The following is a 3,972-nucleotide window of genomic DNA, read 5'->3' as shown; positions in this document are numbered from 1 at the left end:
ATGCCGAGCGCGCCGATCACGCCCAGGATGCCGTAGTGGTAGTGTACGGGCTGTGCCTGGAACTGGCCGACACCCCAGGTGATCAGCACGATCAAGATCCCTTGCAGGATCATGCGCGTCAGATCGCTGAGCACCTTGCCGAGGAGGATCGCCATCCGGTTGATCGGCGTCGTCAGCAGCTTGTCGAGAAAGCCGCTATCCATGTCGTTGATCATGCCCATGCCGGACTGGGCCGCGCCGAAGAGGATCGTCTGCAAGATCACGGCGGGCATGAAGAACTGGAAGTAGCTTGTGTTGCCGAAGGCTGCCGCCGCGCCCGGAAAGCGCGTGATGCGGCTGAAGATCTGGCCGAAGAGCAGCAGCCAGACCATCGGCTGAAGCAGCGAGAAGTACAGCGCGACCGGACGGCGAAGGAGCTTGCGCAGGCCGCGCATGTACAGCACGTTGAGTTCGCTCAGAAAGGTGCCGACGGTGCGCGGGATCGGCTGGGCGAGTGGTTGTGCCTGTGTTGCCATAGACTATCCTCGGTTGTTGGTAAGCGCTTCCTGATTGGAAGATCGATGCGGCGCTGGCTCGTGGCTAGCCTCGGCCACGTCCGCCGAACGGCCCTCGGCTGCTGCGCCATTTCGTGTTCAGCTCTTCTTGCCGGATCGAGTGACCGGTGTATTTCAAGAAGACATCGTCGAGCGTCGGGCTGGTCAGCGAGAGCCGCGCGACCGATAGCCCGGCGCTGTTGAGCGTCAGCAACACCTGGGGCACCTGCGCGCCGCCGTCCTGCGCGATCACGTTGATGCCCTCCTTCGACAGGGTGGTGTCGCGTACGAACGGCAGGTCCTTGAGCAGCGCCACCGCCTCGCGGGCCTGCTCCTCGCCGGTCTTGCCGTTCTCGGTGAAGGTCAGCGAGATCACGTCGCCGCCGAGCGCGGCCTTGAGCTGCGCGGGGCTGCCCTCGGCGATCAGCGTGCCGTGGTCGATGATCGCCAGCCGGTCGCAGAGCCGGTCGGCCTCTTCCATGTAGTGCGTCGTCAGAAAGATCGTCAGGCCCTCCTCTTTGTTGAGCCGTTCGAGATACTTCCACAGGTTGGCCCGATTTTGCGGATCGAGTCCGGTCGTCGGCTCGTCCAGAAAGAGCACCTGCGGGCGATGGATCAGCCCCGTTGCCAGATCCAGCCGTTTGCGCATGCCGCCGGAGAACGAGCCAGCCACCCGGCTGGCGTCGTTGGTCAGATCCATCAGATCCAGCAGCTCGTCGACGCGCTGTCTGAGCACCTGCGGCGGCAGATGGTAGAGCTTGCCTTGCAGCACCAGATTCTCGCGCGCCGTCAGATCGTAATCGACGCCGACCTCCTGGGCCGCGTAGCCGATCAGCCGCCGAATGCTGTCGGAATCGCGGCTGATCTCGTGGCCGAAAATACGGGCCTCGCCGCCGCTTTTGTCGAGCAGCGTGATCAGCATTTTGATCGTTGTGGACTTGCCCGCGCCGTTGGGGCCGAGAAAACCAAAGAATTCGCCGTGCCTGACCTCAAAGGTGATGCCTTTGACCGCTTCGGTGCCGTCGGCATACACTTTTTTGAGGTCGCGCACCTCGATGACGGGTTCCATGATCCGCTCCTTACTGGGATGTCGTCACTGCTTCAGGCGAGGATGCCGTCTCAGTCGGCTCCGGCTGCTCGTCGCGCATGGCATGGATGGCCCGCTCCAGCAGGCTCAAAAAAAGCTGCTGCTCTGCGGGCGTAAGCCCCTGAAGCAGCCGCTCCATCCGCCTTAGCTGATCCTCGTACAACTGGTTGAACAGACTCCGGCCCTCGTCGGTCAGCGATACGAGCACCACCCGGCTATCTTCCGGATGCGTTCCGCGCTGAACCAGGCCGGTCTGAACCAGTCGCCGTGTGAGCGCTGTCACCGATGGCGGTGTCATCTGCAATTGCTCCGCCAGATCTTTCATCGCCAGCGTTTTATCGGGAACCAGCAGGTGTAGCGCCCGCACGTGCGAGAACGAGAGATTAAGCCGGTTGAGACGCTGAAACGCCAGGCCGGGCCGTCCCTGGCGCATGATCTCGAAGAGCTGCAAGAGCTGTCTGGCGTTGCCCTGAGTCGTCATCATACTGTGCTTTCATTTAGTTAAGAAAACTAACTATTTCAGTATAGCATACAAGCAGCCCGTCGGATAGTCCTCACCTGCCAGCAGCGCAACACATTGTTCTATCGTGGCTGCGAGCCGGAACTTCTCAGCGGGGTCATACGTCTAGCTTACGAGCAGCACCCCCTGTCGTTTACAACGTTTTAATTTATAGGAGAGACTCATGTATCGATCGCTTTGGAAGTACGGCAGCGCCCTCCTGATCCTGACCGCCCTCGCCGCCTGTGGACAGCCAGCGGAGCAGACGGCGGGCACCGCCCCTGAAGGTTCGCAAGCGCCAGTGACCATCGGCGGCGACAATACCTCAACCGGCCCAAGCATCGGCGGCCCCGCGATCACCAGCCACGGCGGAGCGGTGAAGGATCATGTTAGCCTGGTCGATAACCTCCGGGCGAAAGGCTTTATGGTCGAGCCAGTCAGCGAAGTGGAGCAGCCATTTCTCGGCGTCAAGGGCACGACCTTACGGATCAGCGGTGGCGAGCTCAAGCAGGCAGCCGAAGTGCAATCCTACGAGTACACGAGCGCCGACGCGGCCACGACGGATGTCGAGCAGCTTGGGCCTGACGCCAATCCACAGGGGATGATGATCGAGTGGAAAGGCACGCCGCATGTCTTCCAGAAAGAGCAGCTTGTGGTGATCTATGTCGGCGACGATCAGGCGATGGTGCAGACGCTAACGGATCTGGTAGGGCCGCAGGTGGCCGGAAAGTAGCGCCGCATCACAGCGAAGACGTGCAACAGCCTCCTTCATATAGCGTGAGGGAGGCTGTTTCGATGTAGCTGCTGCTAGTGGTGGGAAAAGCGGTACATATTGTAGATGTCGTCCCAGTTATGCTGGACGGTGTAGGCCAACGTGCCGTTCATGCAGCCGTCATTCGAGCTGGCGAGGCCAAAGCTTTGTCCAAGCAGCTTGCAGAACATGCTGCGTTTCTGGGTTGAGGTGGTAGAGTAATAGTAGTTGATGCGTCCGTGTGCGTGCAGAATATGGTTGCCGCTGACGCTTTCTAAGCTCCCCAGCGACGCCCAGCCGGTGGCACCGTAGTTGCCGTCGAAGACGTGAATATCGGTGTGGTAGGCCACCTGCGGCAGCGACAGGATCGTATTCGTATCCCAGTCGACAACCGCGCTGCTCGCTTCGGTCTTGTAGGTGGCGGTGTTGTACACGTTGATCGTGACGGTTGACCCGTACCGATTCCAATGGTAGCCCGACGTATGCGCGAAGCCGACTGTTACCGTCAGCAGGTTCGCAAGAACGAGCAGCGGAATGATCACGAGGCCCATTCGTGGTTTCATGGCTTTTCTCCGGTAGGTGCTAAACACCGAATGATGCTGTGGCGCTGGCTACCGGCTGTACGTTGCTGAGGCTGCCGGAGTTGTTGGGGTGAATAGGCTCGGGCCAGCGACGTACGATCGCCGGGGTGGATCTTGATCATCCAGTCCACCTGCGGATTGTAGCAGACCTCCTGGGAGCACCCCAGGAGGTCTGCTTGAGTCTCGGAGTGAAACAGCCATGCTTGTCGCGTTGCTGTTTCGGGGAATGAAGCCGAGGCTGCGCTTACTTCGCAGCGGCGACCGCGCGCTCGAAGTCGGCCAGCGCCTTGCCGTGCAGCTCCGCTGCCAGACCGTCATGCGTCAGCGCTTCCAGCGTGCCGTTCGCGATCCGATACCGCCCTTCCGGCGCGATCATCAGGTGCGTGCCCGGCTCGTCCGCCTTCGGCTCCAGGAAGAAGACGTAGCTCTCGCCCACCTGATAGCCCGGATCGCCCTCGATGAACTGCGTCTCCGTGCCGGTGTGGAAGATCGTCAGCGTGCTGCTGGTCTTGCCCTTGAGC

Annotated in this window: 6 protein-coding genes; 1 reads left to right on the top strand and 5 read right to left on the bottom strand. The window is 61.0% G+C overall.

Features of this window, described 5'->3' with window-relative positions:
- The 3 genes from VFZ66_12600 to VFZ66_12590 all read right to left on the bottom strand — a co-directional run.
- Positions 1-515, bottom strand: a 515-nt coding sequence (locus tag VFZ66_12600) for an ABC transporter permease (protein HEX6290028.1), incomplete at its 3' end; no start/stop codon positions are given.
- Positions 516-579: 64 nt separating this feature from the next.
- Positions 580-1,602, bottom strand: coding sequence for an ATP-binding cassette domain-containing protein (locus VFZ66_12595; GenBank protein HEX6290027.1), 1,023 nt, complete (start codon positions 1,600-1,602; stop codon positions 580-582).
- Between the two features lie 10 nt (positions 1,603-1,612).
- Entirely contained in the window at positions 1,613-2,104 is a 492-nt protein-coding gene (locus tag VFZ66_12590; GenBank protein ID HEX6290026.1) for a MarR family transcriptional regulator, read from the bottom strand.
- A gap of 199 nt (positions 2,105-2,303) precedes the next feature.
- Here VFZ66_12590 and VFZ66_12585 point away from each other — a divergent pair, with 199 nt between their 5' ends.
- Positions 2,304-2,852, top strand: a complete 549-nt coding sequence (locus VFZ66_12585; protein ID HEX6290025.1) for a hypothetical protein — start codon at positions 2,304-2,306, stop codon at positions 2,850-2,852.
- A 74-nt stretch (positions 2,853-2,926) separates the two neighbouring features.
- Here the strand turns inward: VFZ66_12585 and VFZ66_12580 are convergent, their stop codons facing one another.
- Together VFZ66_12580 and VFZ66_12575 are read right to left on the bottom strand one after the other, a co-directional pair.
- Complete coding sequence (locus VFZ66_12580; protein HEX6290024.1) at positions 2,927-3,433, bottom strand: hypothetical protein; 507 nt, start codon at positions 3,431-3,433, stop codon at positions 2,927-2,929.
- 262 nt (positions 3,434-3,695) lie between these two features.
- A partial coding sequence (locus VFZ66_12575; protein HEX6290023.1) for a hypothetical protein occupies positions 3,696-3,972 on the bottom strand: 277 nt, incomplete at its 5' end.

The organism is Herpetosiphonaceae bacterium (assembly GCA_036374795.1).
In the GTDB taxonomy this organism is placed as follows: Bacteria; Chloroflexota; Chloroflexia; order Chloroflexales; family Kallotenuaceae; genus LB3-1.
The sequence above is the reverse complement of the archived record's forward strand: the minus strand, read 5'-3'. Positions and strand labels throughout refer to the sequence as shown.

Excerpts from the sequence above, each read along its gene's own strand:
- VFZ66_12585 (HEX6290025.1), top strand. The coding sequence starts at position 2,304 with ATGTATCGATCGCTTTGGAAGTACGGCAGCGCCCTCCTGATCCTGACC.
- VFZ66_12580 (HEX6290024.1), bottom strand. The coding sequence starts at position 3,433 with ATGAAACCACGAATGGGCCTCGTGATCATTCCGCTGCTCGTTCTTGCG.
- VFZ66_12595 (HEX6290027.1), bottom strand. The coding sequence starts at position 1,602 with ATGGAACCCGTCATCGAGGTGCGCGACCTCAAAAAAGTGTATGCCGAC.
- VFZ66_12590 (HEX6290026.1), bottom strand. The coding sequence starts at position 2,104 with ATGATGACGACTCAGGGCAACGCCAGACAGCTCTTGCAGCTCTTCGAG.